The sequence below is a fragment of the Shimia sp. genome, from assembly GCF_965227725.1.
Taxonomy (GTDB): Bacteria; Pseudomonadota; Alphaproteobacteria; order Rhodobacterales; family Rhodobacteraceae; genus Shimia.
The window spans coordinates 1,200,365-1,215,643 of record NZ_CBDDGH010000005.1 but is presented as its reverse complement, the minus strand read 5'-3'; the positions used below and the strand labels follow the sequence as shown (position 1 = coordinate 1,215,643).

The window sequence follows — 15,279 nt, the reverse complement described above, 5'->3', positions numbered from 1 at the left end:
GCAAGTCAAAAATTGCAACTTTTTCGCGCCCTTCCGGATTAGCTTGCTTTGGCGTGCAATGCCTCAAGGCGCGCCAAAAGTTCAGCGGCGCGGCTTTGATTTTCTGGCGCCACACGCACCTGTTTGGTGAACACGGAAAGGAAGGCATCCTGGCTTTCCTCCTGTTCTATTGTCATGCCGGTCGTTTCTGCATCGAGAGGCTGGCCTTGCTCTTCAGTGACGGGCTGAATTGCGTCTGCTGAAGGCATTTCATCAGGCGTCGCAGGTGCTGTCGGTTCAGGTGCGGAAGGCTCCGCCTCCAAAGCCGTATCAACAGCCTGAGCTGTGTCCGAAGCAACCGGAGCAGCCTCTTCCGGAGAAGAAGCGGCAGAGCCAGTCGTTTCTGGCGCTTCGCTAACTGCCGGATCAAACGCCGGTTCCGGCATGTCGGTCGGGCTGGTTTCAAGCGTGAACTCACCAGCGCTATCCGTATCTGTCAACGCGGGCGTTTCATCGATCTCAGGTGTGAAATCAGCATCAGGCGTGTCCTCGACAGTGAAATCCGCTTCTACATCCGTTGGCGCAGAGTGGTCTGTCGCAGGCTCAGGCGTTTCGGTCTCTACCACAGAGTCGAGCTCTTGTTCTGCCGATGCAGCGTCCAAAGATGCAAAGAGATCGCCTATAGTTGCGGTGTCCGCGCTACCTATTGTGTTGTTGGCAGCTGGGGCTGAGGCCGGCGTGTCGTCGCTGGCGCTTGGCGTTGGCTCAAAGCTCATCTCCGCGTCAGCGGTGCCCGTCGCCACCGTGTCTGGAAGCTCTTCCGGCTCAAAGAGAGGCGGGGTTTCCAGATCATCTGCGCCTGAAGCCACAGGAGCTGCAATCTCGTCCTGCGAAATCTCTTGCTCTTCTGTGCCAGGCGCTACTGTTTCAGAAGCTTCTGGCAGCGGCGCGTCTTCGAGCTCTTCTTGGGGCTCAAAGGCTGGCGCTTCGGCTGTTTCAGATGGGGTAAACTCCATCTCAGGAGATGGCGCGACATCCGTCTCAGTCGCCACCGGTTCCGGCGTCGCTTCGATTTCTACCTTAGCAGAGGACTTGCTTGGCTCGTCTATGGGCTGAGACAGCGAAGAAACGTGTTTGACACCCATTTCGCGAATGAGCTTCTGCGCGTCTTTGATGGGCATGCCATCTTCGTGCAAAAGCTTTTTGATACCGCCCAGCAACTCCATATCCTGCGGTCGATAGTAGCGTCGACCACCGGCACGTTTGACAGGTTTCACCTGCGAGAATTTGCTTTCCCAGAACCGAAGAACATGGGTTTGGACATCAAGCCAATCGGCCACTTCGCTGATTGTGCGAAAGGCCTCCCGGGATTTCGCCATGGGATGTAACTCGCTTTATTTCTTATTGCCTGCCGCGACGCGGTCTTTCATCAGGTGAGACGGGCGGAAGGTCAGCACGCGACGCGGGTTGATCGGCACTTCCTCACCGGTTTTGGGGTTGCGACCAACGCGCGCGGCCTTGTCGCGGACGCTGAAGGTGCCGAACGAAGAGATCTTCACCTGTTCGCCACGGACCAGTGCGTCGGACATATGTGCCAGAACACTCTCTACGAGTTGCGCGGAATCATTTCGGGAAAGGCCCACTTCGCGAAACACGGCTTCGCTCAGGTCCATCCGGGTCAATGTCTTTCCAGTCATGCAGTCCCCCCTGTGAATAACGCTCTCAAAAAACATAGAGGCATGGGAATTTATAAGTCAATGATTTGGGCTGTGCCAGCCCCGTTTAACTTTGATGCGCACCAAAGGCTTAGGCGGCAATGCTTACCAACGAAGCGCCACCGATCCCCAAGCCAAACCACCGCCAATAGCTTCGGTTACGAGCAGGTCTCCGGGTTTGATTTTGCCGTCGGCAACACCAACGGAAAGCGCAAGCGGAATGGAAGCCGCAGACGTGTTGCCGTGGTCGTGAACGGTGACAATCACGCGCTCCATCGGGATACCGAGCTTTTTTGCGGTGCCTTGAATGATCCGGATATTGGCCTGATGCGGCACGATCCAGGCGACGTCATCATGTCCTAGATTGATTTTGTCGAGCGCGGTTTGTGCCGTGAAGGCAAGTTTCTCGACCGCCTGACGGAAGAGCGCGTTACCCTGCATGCGCAGTTTTCCGGAGTCACCTGAGGTGGAGACCCCGCCGTCGACATACAGCATATCGCGATAGCGGCCATCGGAATTTAGGTCAGCGCTCAGAATGCCGCGATCAGAGGAGGTGCCTTCGCCTTCTTGCGCTTCGAGAATAAGCGCGCCTGCGCCGTCCCCAAAAAGCACGCAAGTGGCGCGGTCTGTCCAATCCATGATCCGGCTGAAAGTTTCGGCACCGATCACCATCACACGTTTGGCCTGGCCAGAAACGATCAGCGCATTGGCGTTTGTCAGCGCATAGACAAATCCGGCGCAAACAGCTTGGACGTCAAACCCAAAGCCGCGGGTCATGCCAATTTTCTGCTGCACCATGGTGGCAACAGATGGGAAAGTCAGATCCGGTGTCGAGGTAGCCACAACAATTGCATCAAGGTCATCTGCCTCCAGCCCGGCATTTTGCAGTGCGGCTTTGGCTGCGAGGCTGCCCAGGTCAGAGGTGGTTTGATCATCTGCCGCAAAATGGCGGCGCTCAATGCCTGAGCGCGTGCGAATCCATTCGTCGGTCGTGTCGAGGGTTTTTTCAAACTCGGCGTTTGGAACGACCCGTTCGGGCAAGTAGTGGCCTATACCCAAAACCACGGCGCGTGTCGTCATCTGTGAGCCTTGCTATATTATAGTTATTCGCTTGAGTTCTCGGCATCTTGCGGCAGGGAAACCGCAGATGCAACCCGCGCGGCGAGCTTTTCAGAGAAGCCTGATTGCGCAAGTTTGAACGCCAGCTTTACCGCGGAGGAAACACCGGTGGCATCAGAGGAGCCATGTGATTTCACGACGGTTCCGTTGAGGCCAAGGAAAACACCACCGTTCACGCGACGCGGGTCGATGCGTTTGTTGAGGCGGTTCAGGGAAGTGTAGGCCATCAGAGCCGCGAGACGCGACAGAGGTGAATACTTGAATGCCTCACGCAAACGGGCGCCAATCAGCCCCGCGGTTCCTTCGCCGGTCTTAAGCGCGACATTGCCTGTGAAGCCATCTGTGACGATCACGTCGGCCTTATCTGCCGGAATGTCATTGCCTTCTACAAAACCGACAAAATCATAATTCGCGATCTCAGCGTTGCGCGCGATCAGGTCGTGCGCGAGCTTGAGCTCGTTGCGCCCTTTGTGTTCTTCGGTGCCGACATTCAGCAGGCCAACACGGGGACGTTGAAGCTCCATGCCGTTGCGCGCGTAGGAGGCACCCATCAGGGCATATTGCAGCAGGTCATGTTCATCCGCGCTGATGTCCGCACCGGCGTCGAGCATGATGTTGAAGCCCTGAGGCGCGCGGGATGGCCAAAGAATGGCGATGGCCGGGCGGTCCACCCCGAGAATTTTGCGCAGGCGGACAACGGAGAGCATCATAAGCGCGCCGGTGTTGCCGCAGCTGACCACGGCATCGGCCTCGCCGGAGCGCACCGATTCGATGGCGGACCACATGGAGGTGGATTTCCCGCGCCGGATCACGTCGCGCGGCTTGTCTTCCATTGCAACCGCACCGGAGACATCGCGAATCTCCACGCGCCCTTCGAGATTGCGTTTGCGCGCAACCAAAGGTTTCAGCTCGGCTTCTGGGCCGTGCAGAATGAAAGCAATATCCGGGTTTTTGTTCGCAGACAGCGAAATGCCGGCAACAACAGCTGCCGGCCCGCGATCGCCACCCATGGCGTCAACTGAGATCACCGTGCGCCCGCCAACGGGGTTTGCTGATGTAGTCAAACCGGCCATGAGGACGCAGATCCCGTTGTTTATGCTGCGTCTTCGTCCAGATCGACGTCTTCAACCATCGCAACGACTTCACGGTCGTCGTAGTGGCCGCAGGATGCGCACACGTGGTGAGGGCGCTTCAGCTCGCCGCAGTTTGGGCATTCGTTAGGGTTCGCTGCAACCAGGGCGTCGTGTGCACGGCGGTTGTTGCGGCGCGATTTAGATACTTTGTTCTGCTGGACAGCCATGTCGCAACCTTTGATTTACTGGGGCAAGTTGCCCGTTTTCCTGAGCGTCCTGAGCCTCTACGCAATAAGCGCGCCCGAGTCCAACGCTAAATTCGAATGAGCGCGCGAAAATACTGCGATTTTCCCACAACGCAAGCCCTATTCGTCGTCTTTTGCCGACAGTTGGTCCCGCAGGGCCGCCAAGCCAGCAAAGGGGCGCGCATCTTCGTCTGTCATCGCCTTTTTTCCGGCTTCGGTAAAGACGGCATCTTGCAGTTCTGCGCCGGCAGCACGCGGAAATTGCGGGACATTCAGCGCCAAGGCTTCCTGCATGACTGCAAAGACATCAATGGTGCTGCCAAGCGGTTCGGCGTCTTCGTCCTCAGGCATCTCAACTTCTTCGTCCTCAGCAACCAATTCGGGCATCTGGGCGAGGAAGCGGCGTTCGATCTCTTCATCTATTCGTGAAGTCACAGGATCCAGAGACACTACGCAGGACTGGACGACAGTTGCACCAAGATCGGCCACAAGCTCCCAGTCGGTTTTGCCGAAGGCATGGATCTCGCCTTGAAAGACCAGCTTTTTGAGCCCTATCAAATCAAGCTCTTTGGCAATGGCCTCAAGTGTTTGCGGATCGGGGCGCAGCTCAAACGGCGTGGCGCGATTTTGCGGGAGGTCCGCCACACGAAATGTGGTGGAAGGGGGCACAGTTTGTGACATGGTTTCTGACTTTGGTCTGGAGTGATCCAACGCGCTTACATTCTTGAACCGCGCGCATTCCTTCTATAAGCGAGATAAAAGGCAAGACGAGCCAACACAAGAGGACAAAGATGAACACGCGCAAGACGATGATCAAAGTGACGGTCATGGGGGCGTTGATTTTGTCTCTGGCCTCCTGTGCGACGCGATACAGAAATCACGGCTATGTGCCCTCTGATGAAGAGCTGGCCTCGATCACGCTGGGTGTGGATACCCGCGATTCCATCGCAGAGACCTTTGGCCCTCCGTCTGCCTCCGGTGTTTTGAACGACAGCGGTTATCTCTATGTGCGCAGCCGGGTAAAGCACTTTGGCCCGCGTCGGCCGGAAGTGGTGGATCGCCAGATCGTCGCCATCGGTTTTGACGGCAACGGAATCGCACGCAACATTGAGCAATACGCCTTGGAAGACGGGCAGGTTGTACCGCTGTCACGCCGGATCACCGACAACAACATCCAGTCCGGTGGTTTGCTGCGGCAGCTGGGGAGAAACCTCGGAAACTTCTCACCTATTGGTACACCGGCTCCGGGTTCGGGTGACTTCTAAGCCGTTGAGACAAAACCGTCCGGCGTATGTCATTTGGCTGTCACCGGCGGTCTGCTAAACACATCGCATTCGGGACCAGCCCATAGGCAAGAAGATGCTGCAACAAGGCCGTTATCAGGTACGGATCGCCGAAGGCGAAAAGGATTTGCAGGCGGCGCAGCGGCTGAGGCATCTGGCGTTTCACGGGACTGCCGATGCTCTGGACTGTGACGATTTTGATCCTATCTGCGCACACTACTTGATTGAGGAGCGCGCGAGCGGGCGTTTGGTTTGTGTTTTCAGAATGTTGCCGCTCACCGATGGGGCCGATATCGGACGGAGTTATGCCGCGCAATACTACGAGTTGAGTGCACTGCAAGAGTATCAGGGTCGCATGGTGGAGATGGGTCGGTTCTGTATGCACCCGGAGGTGCATGACCCTGATGTGCTGCGCCTCGCTTGGGCGGCGATGACTGGCTATGTCGATGAAAACAATGTCGAACTTCTCTTTGGTTGTGCGTCTTTCTCAGGTACGGATGCCAACAATTACCTAGACAGCTTTGCCATGCTCAGAGACCGTCACCTTGCACCCAAAAGGTGGCTTCCCAAGGTCAAGGCACCCAGCGTGTTTCGATTTGCCGCGCGTCTGCGCCACAGGCCGAATCTCAAGCTTGCCCAGCGGCACATGCCACCCATGTTGCGCAGCTATCTGATGATGGGGGGCTGGGTCAGCGATCATGCGGTCGTAGATGAAAAAATGAATACGCTACATGTGTTTACCGGTGTTGAGATCAAAGCGATTCCGCCGGCGCGCAAACGGTTGCTGCGGGCGTTGACGGCATAAGTTCGAACTCGGTTCGGCGAAGGTTGACGGGGTTTCATTTGCGGGCTAGGCGCTTTTGTCATGGCACGTATACCTCTTTTGCAGATGAGCGATATCTCCCTGACCTTTGGCGGAGATCCGGTTTTTGATCAGCTGAGCCTCGTGGTGCAGCCCGGCGATCGGGTGGCGCTGGTCGGGCGCAACGGGTCGGGCAAATCAACCTTGATGAAGGTGATGGCCGGGCTGGTTGAAGCGGACCGCGGAGAGATCGTTGTGCCGCCGGGCATCAGCGTGGGCTACATGGAGCAAGACCCTGATATGAAAGGGTTTGCGACGCTTGGCGACTTTGCTTCCGCAAGCCTTGATCCGGGTGAGATGTACAAGGTCGAGCGCGCCGGTGAAGGTCTCAAGTTTGATCCGGCGCGCGCGGTGGAAACCGCCTCTGGCGGGGAGCGGCGGAGGGCGGCTTTGGCGCGACTGATGGCTGAGGCTCCGGAGTTGATGCTGCTGGACGAGCCGACAAACCACCTTGATATCGAGGCCATCGCCTGGCTTGAGGCGGAGCTGAAGGCGACGCGTGCAGGCTATGTTTTGATCAGCCACGACCGCGCGTTTCTGCGTGCTCTGACCCGTGCAACCCTTTGGATTGACAGGGGAATGGTGCGGCGTCAGGAGAAAGGCTTTGAGGCGTTTGAGGCCTGGCGCGACAAGGTTTGGGAAGAAGAAGACATCCAGCGCCACAAAATGGATCGCAAGATCAAAGCCGAGGCGCGTTGGGCGGTGGAAGGCATCAGCGCGCGGCGTAAGCGCAATCAGGGTCGTGTGCGGGCGCTGAAGGATCTGCGGGCAGAGCGTGCCTCGATGATCTCGCGGCAGGGCTCTGCGGCGATGGAGCTGTCGGCAGCGCCGAAGTCTGGCAAAAAGGTGATTGATGCCAAAGGCTTGTCCAAAGGATTTGGCGACAAAGCCATTGTGTCGGACTTCTCTCTGACGGTGCAGCGCGGGGATCGGGTGGCCTTTGTGGGGCCAAATGGTGTGGGCAAAACCACGCTGATCAAGATGCTGATGGGGGAGCTGGAGCCGGATGTCGGAACGGTGACTTTGGGCACCAATCTGCTGCCTGCGGTGTTTGATCAGGCGCGTGCGAAACTGGACCCTGAAATGACCCTCTGGGACAGTCTCACGGGCGATCCTGAGATGCGGGTGTCGGGCAAAGCCGATCAGGTGATGGTGCGCGGCAACCCCAAGCATGTTGTTGGATACCTTAAAGAATTTCTGTTTGATGATCGCCAGGCCAGAGCGCCGGTGCGGTCGCTTTCAGGTGGGGAGAAGGCGCGGTTGCTGCTCGCAAAACTGATGGCTAAAGAGAGCAATCTTCTGGTCATGGACGAGCCGACAAACGACCTTGATGTGGAGACGTTGGATCTTCTGCAGGAGCTGCTGGATGACTATGACGGCACCGTGCTTTTGGTGAGCCACGATCGGGATTTTCTCGACCGTGTGGCCACCACAACCATCGCCATGGAAGGCAATGGCCGGGCTGTAACCTATGCTGGGGGTTGGTCGGATTACCGAGCGCAGCGGCAAGAGGATGCGCCGAAAAAGACTGAGAAAACAAAAGTTAAAGCGGAGAAGGTGAAGCAGGAAAAAGCGCCCGCAGCAGGGCTGAGCTTTACCGAAAAACACCGTCTTGAGGCGCTGCCGGTGATCATGGAACGGCTGGAAGCGGAGATCGCGAAGCTGGAAGAGTTCATGGCGGATCCGGAGCTTTTCACCAAAGAACCGGTGAAATTCCAGAAGGCGACAGAGGCGCTGGTGGAGCGTCAAACGGCGCTTGCGGAGGCCGAGGAAGAGTGGCTGACGCTGGAGGAAAAGGCCGAATGCAACACCTGAATCGCACGTCGGTATCGCGTCTGTATTGCGTCGTTATCGCGGAGGTCTGCGATTCTTGAATATGTTGCTTTGGGACGGTGGGGTAGGGAGTTGTTCATTGGTTGCTTTTTGAGCTGTCGCAACTCATGAGTTAAGACCTAGGTCGCGATTATCCCATCACAGTTCGAACAACGAAACGAGTGTCTTCTTGATCGCTGGATTTTTGCAGTATATGCGCGATAAGTCGAAGTATTGATCTCCTTATTGGTGTGGCGAGGCTGGCGTGAACTTTAAATCACTAACTCTGCATGAGTGGCGGCAATTTAAAGATGTGAACATAGATTTCCATCCTAGTTTGACTATTATTACCGGAACGAATGGTTCTGGTAAAAGTACCATCCTGAAGATATTAGACCATGATGATGGCCCCGACGGTGGGAACCAGTTCCTTGCGACACCTGTTGAGGATAAGACTTCTGGCCGATCGGGATATTCACTCGGAAGTTTGTTTGGTCGACTGAACCCCTTTACTAGATCGACCGCGGCAAGCCACAGTGCTTTCCGCTACGAGGTTGGTTCCATTACCTATGCAGATGGAAAGACAGCGGAGCTGGCGGTGCAAGACAGAAGCAGCCTTCACTACTATCTTGAAGTTAAAGGCTATCAGAACACTACGGGGTTTAAGATTGAGTCGCATCGCGCGCTTCCAATGTACCAGCAGGTGGACTCCTTGCCCGTGGCGGGTATCGCCCCAAAAGAGGCGTTTAGCTATTTTTTTGAATCTCAGGCGAATTTTCAGCGCGGTTCTTCGACACATCGCCGGGGTCGCACGGTACACAATCCAGTAGCTCCCCTCAAAGAAACACTGATTGGATTTGCAGCGTTTGGTTCGGATAACAATCATATGAAAGCTGTTCCAGAGCTTGTTGGCTTGTATGAGGGTTTCCAAGATACGTTGAGAACACTCCTGCCCAAGGAAATTGGGTTTGAACGATTGGAAGTAAGAAGCCCGGAGATCGTAGTCGTTAGCCGGACTGGTGAGTTTCCTATAGATGGAGCTTCAGGTGGTTTGATGTCTTTGATCCAAACCGCATGGCAGATTTTTCTCTTTACAAAAGCACACGGGGAGCAGGTTTCGGTGCTGTTAGATGAACCCGAAAACCATCTACATCCCTCTCTTCAAAGAGACTTCTTGAGCAACTTGGTTCGAACCTTCCCTAAGATCCAGTTTGTCGTTGCTACACATTCTCCGTTTATCATTTCCTCGGTAAGAAATTCGAGAATTTACACGTTGCGATATGTTGAGCTAGCCGAGGACATAGGTGACTCGAAATCGGCAGTGGTTGCGGAAGAGGTAGTCCTAGAAAACAAAGCTGGAAGTGCATCTAAAATTCTGAGTGAAGTATTGGGTGTTTCAGTCACGATTCCGATTTGGGCTGAAGCCGAGTTGGAACAAATTGCGGGTCGATTCGAAAAGAGCTCTTTGACCCAAGAGGCTCTTGATGTGCTGCGCACGGAACTGGCCGGAGCTGGTCTCAGTGAGTTTTTTCCCGAAGCTCTTGGGAGAGTATTGCGTGATTAAGTTAACCAAGCTCGAAGAACCCGAAGTGCTTAAGCAAAATAAAGAAACTTGGAGAACAGAGCTTCTTGACGCTTTGGAGAACGGCAACAAAGACGAAATAGCGACGAAAAGAAGACGCTATAATCACCCTCAGATCAAGTCGAGACTGAAAGAAGAAACTTCCGAGAAATGTGCATACTGTGAAGCCAAAGTAACTGATGTCGCGCACGGTGACATTGAGCACATCACTCCAAAATCCAAAGATGCATCCCTAACATTCGAGTGGGTCAACCTAACATTCTCTTGCCAAGTCTGTAACCAAAGGAAGTCAAATAAAGAGGGGGTTCTTGATCCATACAAAGAGGATCCCAATGATCACTTGTTTTTTGCTGGTCCGCTTGTGAAGGGGAAGAGTGCTCAAGGCGTGAGTACCGTTTTAGTGCTCGATCTCAATCGTGCGCCCTTAATTGAGAGCAGAAATCGTGAGATAGAACGCTATGCTAATGAACTTCAACAGATATGTTTATTGGAGGACCAGGCTTTAAAAGATTTGGTTTTTCAGAGTCTGCTTACGGACCTCGAAAGTAGAAAGCCAGAATTCATTGCCGCTTGTCGGCAGGTTATCAAGGCATATCAGGAATAGTCACGTTGTAAGTTCTTATACAACAACAAAAAGCCCCGACCTCTCGGTCGGGGCTTTCTCTATTCTAGCGCTTTCGCTTCAGATCAGGCCTTGAACAGCCCTTCATAAGCAGGCTCCAGCGTCTCGGTCTCAAAGAGCGAGCTTACCGAGGTGCCTGCGGCGGTGTTCATGATGGCTTGGGCAAACATCGGGGCGGTGGGCACGATGCGGATGTTGCTGGCGCCGAGCACGGCTTCGGTGGGCTCGATGCTGTCGGTGATCACCAGAGATTTCATCACGGAGTTGGTGATGCGCTCGATCGCGGGGCCGGACAGAACACCATGGGAGATGTAGCTGTGGACCTCGGTGGCGCCGTGCTCCATCAGCACTTCGGCGGCTTTACAGAGCGTGCCTGCGGTGTCGCAGATGTCGTCCACGATGATGCATTTCTTGCCTTCGACATTGCCGATCACGGTCATCTCGGCGACTTCGCCCGGCTTCTCGCGGCGTTTGTCGACGATGGCGAGCGGGGCGTTGATGCGCTTGGCCAGCTCGCGGGCGCGGGCCACACCGCCCACGTCGGGGGAGATGATCATCACGTCAGAGAGCGTGTCTTTGAACTGGGACTTGATGTCGAGCGCAAAGATCGGGGAGGCGTAGAGGTTGTCCACCGGGATGTCGAAGAAGCCCTGAATCTGCGCGGCGTGCAGATCCATGGTGAGCACGCGCTCGATGCCCGCTTCGACCATCATGTTGGCCACAAGCTTGGCGGTGATCGGGGTGCGTGCCTTGGTGCGGCGGTCCTGACGGGCGTAGCCGAAGTAAGGGATCACTGCGGTGATGCGGGCCGCGGAGGAGCGGCGCAGCGCATCGGCCATGATCAGCAGTTCCATCAGGTTGTCGTTGGCCGGGTTGGACGTGGACTGGATGATGAACATGTCTTCGCCGCGCACGTTGTCGTAGACTTCGACAAAGATTTCGGCGTCGTTGAAACGCTCAACGCGGGCGTTGACCAGATCGGTGGAGACCCCACGGTGCATGGACATGCGGCGGGCAATGGATTTGGCCAAAGGTTTGTTGGCGTTGCCCGTGATCAGTTTGGGTTCAAGAATGGTGGCCATAGCGCGGTAATCCCCAGGTGGCTTTGGTGACAGATTCGTGACATTGCACTCCGCTTAACATGGCCCTAACGTCTCGCAAAGCGATGCAGATGGATAGAGGGGCGCAAATGGCCACGATCACCTATTATTTCTCGACAATTTCTCCTTATACCTATTTGGCGGGCACCCGCCTGGAAGAGGTTGCGGCCAAACACGGGGCGGAAATTGTTTATAAGCCGCTTGACATTATGGCGCTGTTTGCGCGCACCGGGGGCACCGCGCCCAAGGATCGGCACGCCAGCCGTCAGGAATACCGTGCGCAGGAGCTGGTGCGTCAGGGCAAGAAACTGGGCATGGATTTCAACCTCAAGCCCGCGCATTGGCCAACCAATATGGCGCCGTCCTCTTATGCTTTCATCGCGGCGCAGAATGCCGGTGGCGGTGATTTGGGCGCGCTGGCGCATGGCTTCACCCGGGCCTGCTGGGCCGAGGAGAAAGACATCGCGCAGGATGACGTGATCCGCGATTGCCTGAGCGCGGCAGGCTTTGATACGGCGCTGGCGGACAGCGGCATGCTGGTCGGGGCTGAGACCTATGCGCGCAATCTGGAAGAGGCGGTAGAGGCCGGGGCCTTTGGCGCGCCGTTCTACATCACCGACGATGGCGCGCGGTTCTGGGGGCAGGACCGGATTGAAGAGCTGGACATGCATTTGGCCGGTAAGCTCTGACAAATGGCACTGGACGGGGAAGCAGAGGCCGCAGATCACGGCCTCTTTTGGCGTGTGCTGGGGCAGGGGCCGAGGAAAGCGCTGGCGCTGCATTGCAACCTTGGGCATTCCGGCGCGTTTCGCGGTATTGCCGAGGCACTGGGGGATGTGCTGACGCTTGAGGCACCGGATATGCCGGGGCACGGGCGCAGTGTGGCCTACCGCGAGGAGGTGCCGACCGGGCAATGGATGCTGGATGCGATCCTTGATCAGATCACCGAGCCGGTGGATGTGATCGGGCACAGCTATGGCGGGCTGCTGGGCCTGCGGCTGGCGCTGTTGCGCCCTGATCTGGTGCGCTCGCTCTCGCTTTATGAACCGGTGACCATGCTGGGCGCGCAGGCCGAGGCTCCTGAGGCGGTGGCTGAGAACCATGCCCATATGGAGCGGGTCATCGCGCTTTATGAGGCCGGGGACTCAGAGGGCGCGGTACGGCTGTTTGTGGAGGAATGGGGCGATGGACGCCCCTGGGCGGCTCTGCCGGAAGCCACGCGCGCGCAGTTTGCCGGGCTGATGTCCTTTGTGGTCGCCAGCCAGCTTGATGTGCTGCATGACGTTGGCGATATCATGCCGCGCCTTGGGCAGATCGAGGTGCCGGTTGTGGTGATGGATGGCGCGCTGTCGCCGGCGATTATGAAACCGGCCTGCGATTATGTCGCGGCGCAGGTGCAGAACGGGCGGCGGGCGACCGTGGCCGGAGCCGGGCATATGGGGGCGATCACCCATGCGGCGGACGTGGCTGTGGAGGTGCGGCGGACGGTGGAAACAAACGGTCTCAAGATTTGAGACCGTTTGGGATCAGTTCTGCTTTGGATCAGTGGCTGTAGGTTGTCTATGGCGGTATTGGGGTTCGATACCCATAGCGTCGATGCCCAATTGCGCATGACAGAGGACAGCTGCACCCGCCAAACTAGCGGACTGATTTGGGGATAATGGCTGCCACACTGATATCCTTGAACCGGTCATCAGCTTTGAGGAATTCATCAAGCTTGTCGGCTGTCTTTTGGATGTTATCAAGCGCCGGGTTTGTTGTTTGGGCGCTTGCGGGCTTGAAGAATGAGTCCCAATGGATCGGGACAATCAGCTCCGGATGCACTTGGCCAATGGTCTCTCTGAAGTAGGTGGCGAAGATATCCGGGTCTTTGCTGCGCGAGATACCTCCGATGCCAAGGAAAAGGACATCGGCACGGGTGCCTTTCAATGCGCCTGACTTGTAGCCGGCGCTGGCTTGGATAAGGAATGTCTTGGTTGGATGGCTTACTAAAATGCTGAAGCTAGCGCCCTCGTTAAAGTCCTTAATTCGCGCCGGAAATGTCACGGGCTCTGCTATCTGTTTACCAATTCCCGTAATTCTCTCAAATAGGAACCCTCCATCAAAGTGTCCAGAAGGTATTAACTCGACTCTAAACTTTCCACACCTGCATGTTGCGGCATCTGAAGGCAAAAGAAAATTGTTGGGGTTCAGGGCTCTACCGATCCCGATGTTCCGTGTTGAATAACTGGCGATAAGTTGCGCGTCTGCGAGTTTGGCGATTTCAGCAGAATCCAATGCATGGTCATGATGGGAATGCGCGACGACAACTGCTGCGAGCCGATCAAGCCCTTCATTCTTGTGTATCTCTCCCAATAGATCTTTGTCAGGTTCGATGAGTCCTAGGAGCACTTTCGACAAATCCGGACGACTGAAAAAGCCATCGATCAGAATTTGGGTTTCACCGTCGTCAAACAAGAGAGTGCTAACCCCGTAATAGGTAACGCGTATCGGTTCGTCTTGGCCAAAGACAACGCCGTCTTTGGCTAAGATGGGAAAAATCTCTTGGATAGATGTTGCCTGTGCGGGAGGAGCAAGCAGCGCGAGCAAGGTCGTCCAAAGGAAGGAGAAGCGGGAGACTGTTTTTCTCACTCAAATAACTCCACTCTCGAACACAATAGATACACTGCGGAAAAGTGTAGATCATACAGCAAATCGTGGAAAGATTGAAAAGAAATGCATTTTGCGTTATGCAACTTTGGCTAGTGCAGTTTTTGGGAACTGTCTTTCGTAAGCATTTTTTTGTTTTATTCCAAATTTTACGAATTCCTTCGCCTTTGAGGAGATTTTCGATGGTTCAGCGCATCATTTTGATTCATGGAAGAAGCACCAAGCCAGCCAAAGCAAAACATGCCAAGTTCTTGAAAGCTGCCCTTATGAGCGGGCTGAAACATGTTGACCCTCAGAAGGCCGCCAAAATCGGATCTACAGTCAAAGTCGACTATGTCTACTACGGAGACATTAACAACGCCATTCTTGCAAAAAGCTCGAAAAAGATAGCAGAGGAGTTGAAGGGAATTGATCCCGATGCGGACCAATCTTTGAATGACGGTCGTTGCTTGCCGGACGCTGGTTATTTGACGGCTATTAATGCCATGAACCAATATCGACCATTTCATAGGCGAGACTACAAGCGCCTCAAAAAGAACCATAAGAGCAATACTTGGTTAGATGACGTTGCTCGTGCTGCATCTACGGTAAGTGCGATTGCGACTGCCACACTTTTTAATGAAGCTGTAATTAAGTTTGCGACGGCCGACCTTGGTGCGTATCTGACCACACGAACATATGGCTCAAAGATCCGTGAAAGGCTGCATTCTCCCCTCAAAAATGCTCTTCTCGGTGGCGACGACGTCTGTCTCGTTGCGCACTCTATGGGAGCAATCGTCTCATATGACGTCCTTTGGAAATTTTCGAGAATGAGCGAGTATAGGGATGTCCAGAACGCTCAGACTCCTATTTCAATGTGGTTAACGCTTGGCTCGCCATTGGGGGAAGCTGGCGTAAAGGCGAACCTATATGATGCGCGAGAGCGGTCGCATCGTGGCGACACTGATAAATTTCCTAAGCATATCATTGATGTCTGGCACAATGTCGCAGCGCATGATGACTTTATCAGCCATGATGCAACGATGAGAAACGACTTTCGTGAAATGAAAACGAGAGGCTTTCTCTCCGATATTGTCGATCACAAGATTTACAATTGCTGGGCCTTTGATGACGAAATCAATCCGCATAAATTCTATGGCTACCTGGTGAATCCCAGGGTCGCAGGATTGATTGCGGCCTGGATCAAGTAGCACTAATTGGCGGCATCGGTTTGTCGTATGCCCCCCGAACTTAGCTGG

The 15,279-nt window shown here is 55.2% G+C and carries 16 protein-coding genes; 8 read left to right on the top strand and 8 right to left on the bottom strand.

Features of this window, described 5'->3' with window-relative positions:
- Positions 1-38: 38 nt before the first annotated feature.
- From ACO07T_RS16295 to ACO07T_RS16270, 6 genes are all read right to left on the bottom strand, one after another.
- Positions 39-1,358, bottom strand: coding sequence for a MerR family transcriptional regulator (locus ACO07T_RS16295; protein WP_422050259.1), 1,320 nt, complete (start codon positions 1,356-1,358; stop codon positions 39-41).
- A gap of 15 nt (positions 1,359-1,373) precedes the next feature.
- The gene (gene ihfA, locus ACO07T_RS16290; protein ID WP_209063326.1) at positions 1,374-1,676 is read right to left on the bottom strand and encodes an integration host factor subunit alpha; all 303 of its coding nucleotides are present in this window, start codon (positions 1,674-1,676) and stop codon (positions 1,374-1,376) included.
- Between the two features lie 123 nt (positions 1,677-1,799).
- Positions 1,800-2,774, bottom strand: coding sequence for a beta-ketoacyl-ACP synthase III (locus ACO07T_RS16285; protein ID WP_422050258.1), 975 nt, complete (start codon positions 2,772-2,774; stop codon positions 1,800-1,802).
- 23 nt (positions 2,775-2,797) lie between these two features.
- Positions 2,798-3,886 (bottom strand): phosphate acyltransferase PlsX, encoded by a 1,089-nt coding sequence (plsX, locus tag ACO07T_RS16280; protein ID WP_209063322.1) that lies wholly within the window; start codon positions 3,884-3,886, stop codon positions 2,798-2,800.
- 20 nt (positions 3,887-3,906) lie between these two features.
- Positions 3,907-4,113 (bottom strand): 50S ribosomal protein L32, encoded by a 207-nt coding sequence (gene rpmF / locus ACO07T_RS16275; RefSeq protein ID WP_058311355.1) that lies wholly within the window; start codon positions 4,111-4,113, stop codon positions 3,907-3,909.
- Between the two features lie 138 nt (positions 4,114-4,251).
- Positions 4,252-4,812, bottom strand: a complete 561-nt coding sequence (locus tag ACO07T_RS16270) for a YceD family protein (protein ID WP_422050257.1) — start codon at positions 4,810-4,812, stop codon at positions 4,252-4,254.
- A gap of 110 nt (positions 4,813-4,922) precedes the next feature.
- Here ACO07T_RS16270 and ACO07T_RS16265 point away from each other — a divergent pair, with 110 nt between their 5' ends.
- From ACO07T_RS16265 to ACO07T_RS16245, 5 genes are all read left to right on the top strand, one after another.
- Positions 4,923-5,396 (top strand): outer membrane protein assembly factor BamE, encoded by a 474-nt coding sequence (locus tag ACO07T_RS16265; RefSeq protein ID WP_422050256.1) that lies wholly within the window; start codon positions 4,923-4,925, stop codon positions 5,394-5,396.
- Between the two features lie 94 nt (positions 5,397-5,490).
- Entirely contained in the window at positions 5,491-6,219 is a 729-nt protein-coding gene (locus tag ACO07T_RS16260) for a GNAT family N-acetyltransferase (RefSeq protein ID WP_422050255.1), read from the top strand.
- Between the two features lie 60 nt (positions 6,220-6,279).
- Positions 6,280-8,091, top strand: coding sequence for an ABC-F family ATP-binding cassette domain-containing protein (locus tag ACO07T_RS16255; protein WP_422050254.1), 1,812 nt, complete (start codon positions 6,280-6,282; stop codon positions 8,089-8,091).
- A 262-nt stretch (positions 8,092-8,353) separates the two neighbouring features.
- Entirely contained in the window at positions 8,354-9,652 is a 1,299-nt protein-coding gene (locus ACO07T_RS16250) for an AAA family ATPase (RefSeq protein WP_422050253.1), read from the top strand.
- Positions 9,645-10,274: an HNH endonuclease gene (locus tag ACO07T_RS16245; RefSeq protein WP_422050252.1), complete on the top strand. Its 630-nt coding sequence runs from the start codon at positions 9,645-9,647 to the stop codon at positions 10,272-10,274. The genes ACO07T_RS16250 and ACO07T_RS16245 overlap by 8 nt, the downstream gene beginning before the upstream one ends.
- 83 nt (positions 10,275-10,357) lie before the next feature.
- On the opposite strand, the gene ACO07T_RS16240 is transcribed toward ACO07T_RS16245, so the two are convergent.
- The gene (locus ACO07T_RS16240; protein WP_209063307.1) at positions 10,358-11,374 is read right to left on the bottom strand and encodes a ribose-phosphate pyrophosphokinase; all 1,017 of its coding nucleotides are present in this window, start codon (positions 11,372-11,374) and stop codon (positions 10,358-10,360) included.
- A 107-nt stretch (positions 11,375-11,481) separates the two neighbouring features.
- Between ACO07T_RS16240 and ACO07T_RS16235 the strand changes: the two genes are divergently transcribed.
- Positions 11,482-12,081: a 2-hydroxychromene-2-carboxylate isomerase gene (locus ACO07T_RS16235; protein WP_422050251.1), complete on the top strand. Its 600-nt coding sequence runs from the start codon at positions 11,482-11,484 to the stop codon at positions 12,079-12,081.
- Positions 12,082-12,084: 3 nt separating this feature from the next.
- Positions 12,085-12,906: an alpha/beta fold hydrolase gene (locus tag ACO07T_RS16230; RefSeq protein WP_422050250.1), complete on the top strand. Its 822-nt coding sequence runs from the start codon at positions 12,085-12,087 to the stop codon at positions 12,904-12,906.
- A 124-nt stretch (positions 12,907-13,030) separates the two neighbouring features.
- Here ACO07T_RS16230 and ACO07T_RS16225 read toward each other — a convergent pair whose 3' ends face one another.
- Complete coding sequence (locus ACO07T_RS16225) at positions 13,031-14,023, bottom strand: MBL fold metallo-hydrolase (protein ID WP_422050249.1); 993 nt, start codon at positions 14,021-14,023, stop codon at positions 13,031-13,033.
- Between the two features lie 200 nt (positions 14,024-14,223).
- Between ACO07T_RS16225 and ACO07T_RS16220 the strand changes: the two genes are divergently transcribed.
- Positions 14,224-15,231, top strand: coding sequence for a hypothetical protein (locus tag ACO07T_RS16220; protein WP_422050248.1), 1,008 nt, complete (start codon positions 14,224-14,226; stop codon positions 15,229-15,231).
- The last annotated feature ends 48 nt before the right edge of the window (positions 15,232-15,279 follow it).

Coding starts and splice junctions, on each gene's coding strand:
- ACO07T_RS16285 (WP_422050258.1), bottom strand. CDS start 2,774: ATGACGACACGCGCCGTGGTTTTGGGTATAGGCCACTACTTGCCCGAA.
- ACO07T_RS16240 (WP_209063307.1), bottom strand. CDS start 11,374: ATGGCCACCATTCTTGAACCCAAACTGATCACGGGCAACGCCAACAAA.
- ihfA (WP_209063326.1), bottom strand. CDS start 1,676: ATGACTGGAAAGACATTGACCCGGATGGACCTGAGCGAAGCCGTGTTT.
- ACO07T_RS16220 (WP_422050248.1), top strand. CDS start 14,224: ATGGTTCAGCGCATCATTTTGATTCATGGAAGAAGCACCAAGCCAGCC.
- ACO07T_RS16270 (WP_422050257.1), bottom strand. CDS start 4,812: ATGTCACAAACTGTGCCCCCTTCCACCACATTTCGTGTGGCGGACCTC.
- ACO07T_RS16295 (WP_422050259.1), bottom strand. CDS start 1,358: ATGGCGAAATCCCGGGAGGCCTTTCGCACAATCAGCGAAGTGGCCGAT.
- ACO07T_RS16260 (WP_422050255.1), top strand. CDS start 5,491: ATGCTGCAACAAGGCCGTTATCAGGTACGGATCGCCGAAGGCGAAAAG.
- ACO07T_RS16255 (WP_422050254.1), top strand. CDS start 6,280: ATGGCACGTATACCTCTTTTGCAGATGAGCGATATCTCCCTGACCTTT.
- plsX (WP_209063322.1), bottom strand. CDS start 3,886: ATGGCCGGTTTGACTACATCAGCAAACCCCGTTGGCGGGCGCACGGTG.
- rpmF (WP_058311355.1), bottom strand. CDS start 4,113: ATGGCTGTCCAGCAGAACAAAGTATCTAAATCGCGCCGCAACAACCGC.
- ACO07T_RS16230 (WP_422050250.1), top strand. CDS start 12,085: ATGGCACTGGACGGGGAAGCAGAGGCCGCAGATCACGGCCTCTTTTGG.
- ACO07T_RS16235 (WP_422050251.1), top strand. CDS start 11,482: ATGGCCACGATCACCTATTATTTCTCGACAATTTCTCCTTATACCTAT.
- ACO07T_RS16265 (WP_422050256.1), top strand. CDS start 4,923: ATGAACACGCGCAAGACGATGATCAAAGTGACGGTCATGGGGGCGTTG.